The sequence below is a fragment of the Vreelandella stevensii S18214 genome (genome assembly GCF_000275725.1).
Taxonomy (GTDB): domain Bacteria; phylum Pseudomonadota; class Gammaproteobacteria; order Pseudomonadales; family Halomonadaceae; genus Vreelandella; species Vreelandella stevensii.
In genome coordinates, this window is the sequence record NZ_AJTS01000007.1 from 1 (window position 1) to 1870 (window position 1870).

The 1870-nt window shown below is 49.8% G+C and carries 3 protein-coding genes; all 3 read left to right on the plus strand.

Annotated features, from left to right (window positions below):
- Positions 1-78 precede the first annotated feature (78 nt).
- The 3 genes from HSS18214_RS0100425 to HSS18214_RS18960 all read left to right on the plus strand — a co-directional run bounded on the left by HSS18214_RS0100425 (position 79) and on the right by HSS18214_RS18960 (position 1660).
- Positions 79-348: a DUF4351 domain-containing protein gene (locus tag HSS18214_RS0100425; RefSeq protein ID WP_016913345.1), complete on the plus strand. Its 270-nt coding sequence runs from the start codon at positions 79-81 to the stop codon at positions 346-348.
- A gap of 362 nt (positions 349-710) precedes the next feature.
- A complete protein-coding gene (locus tag HSS18214_RS0100430; protein ID WP_016913346.1) occupies positions 711-977 on the plus strand; it encodes a hypothetical protein in 267 nt (88 codons plus the stop codon).
- Positions 965-1660 (plus strand): ATPase, encoded by a 696-nt coding sequence (locus tag HSS18214_RS18960; RefSeq protein WP_156808445.1) that lies wholly within the window; start codon positions 965-967, stop codon positions 1658-1660. Before HSS18214_RS0100430 ends, HSS18214_RS18960 begins: the two co-directional genes overlap by 13 nt.
- Positions 1661-1870: the final 210 nt, after the last annotated feature.

The following is a 1870-nucleotide window of genomic DNA, read 5'->3' on the forward strand; positions in this document are numbered from 1 at the left end:
GGGCGGCGCCAGCCGCCCTGATCGAGCCCTAGCTCGCTAAAGTGCCATCATCGCAGCTATCCTCAGGAGGAAAGCAAAATGGCTGGTTTAGCAGAGCGTCTTCGTACGGAAGGTATTCAGCAAGGCATGCAGCAAGGCATGCAGCAAGGTATGCAACAGGGCATGCAACAGGGCCGTCAGCATGAAGCACAAAACATGCTGCGAAAGCTGCTCATGCTGAAGTTTGGCGAGTTACCGTCATGGGCCGATACCCAAATTGAGGCGGCTTCCATAGAGCAGCTGGAAAACTGGATGGAAGGCATATTGAGTGCCAACACATTGGAAGCCCTGATCGAACCTATTCAGTAACCGCTGACACTCACGCCATCACCGGCACCCCTAACGGGGTGCTTCGCGGGTGCGCTCCGCTTACACCGCGCTACGGATGCATCGCCAACGATACGCATGGGCACCAACCCCGTAGCGCGGCATAACGATCATCGCGTCAACACCTCGAATGGCGGCACCACCCCCGTAGCGCGGCGTAACGAAAGAGCGAGGCCACGAGCGAAAGAGGCACCCGCAGCGGCGGCCCGGCGCGAAGGGCGGCGTCGGCCGCCCTGATCGAGCCACGATATTTAATGAATCATTGCAATAGCCTGCTCTATTCGAAACTACTCGGTCTATAATGAATCTATGGTTTCACAAGCTGTACTGAGAAGGGGGAAATCATGAGTCAGAAATCAAACCACGAGAAGCTAGCGATGGTGCGCAAAGGTAAGAGAAAAGATCCAATGCAAGACACGCGCTCACTCATGCAGTTTGCGAGCGAATCCTCTCGCGCGGCCATCCAAAGAAATTTGGCAGCAGGTGTTTCTGTGGTCTATGAACGTGATGGCTATCTGGTTGAAGAGTCGCCCGATCATCAGGTCAAGCAGCTTAAAAAGTTAAAACAAGCCCAGCCGTTCAATCTTAGGGAGTATTTGTGCCAAGGTTAAGGCTTGTTGCTGGCCCAAATGGCTCGGGTAAAACAACCCTGACTCAATTTTTGCTTAGTAAGAAAATACCATTAGGGCAATATTTAAATCCTGATGATATTGCGAAGCATATTGAGCTAAATGATGTTATTGAAAAAACCTCAACCGCAATGTCTGAGGGCAAGGCATCCGTAAAGTCTTTTGCTAAAGAGTTTGAAACGTATTTTGCTGCGATATCTGCGCAAGCGATTGCCACAGGCCTGAGAGAGGATTGGTTGGAGTCTGGGCTATCTCTCACCTATGAATCTGTTATGAGTCATAGTAGTCACATAAGATTTGTTGAAAAAGCACTAGATTTTGGGTTTGAGCCCTACCTCTATTATATTTGCACATCAAGTCCTGAGATTAATCAGGCTCGTGTTGCACAAAGAGTTTCGAGTGGTGGGCATGATGTCCCTGCCGAAAAGATAATAAGTCGCTATCAAGCAAGCTTGTCACTTTTGCATGAAATGGTTGTGAAATGTAGAAGATCTTATTTTTTTGATAATTCCAGTGAAATGCATCTGCATTTTGCAGAAGCCACACCTGATGGTTATTTAGATATCTACGAAAGCGAATTTAACAAAATTGATTCACTTTGGTTTGTCGATTCAGTGCTTAAAAAATGGGACAGATCTAAAGTGAGATCTGCACGCCCCTCATAACGCACGTAGCAATAAATAGCCGCCAACACCCGTATTAGCGGCCCTAGCCGCCCTGATTGAGCCACGGTGATCAAGCAAAGCTCATTGGCCTCACCAGCACCCCTAACGGGCTGCTTCGCGGGTGCGCTCCGCTTACACCGCGCTACGGGAACACCGCCAACGTTATGACGCGTGGCACCAACCCGTTTCGCGGCATAACGATCATCGCGG

Excerpts from the sequence above, each read along its gene's own strand:
- HSS18214_RS0100430 (WP_016913346.1), top strand. The coding sequence starts at position 711 with ATGAGTCAGAAATCAAACCACGAGAAGCTAGCGATGGTGCGCAAAGGT.
- HSS18214_RS0100425 (WP_016913345.1), top strand. The coding sequence starts at position 79 with ATGGCTGGTTTAGCAGAGCGTCTTCGTACGGAAGGTATTCAGCAAGGC.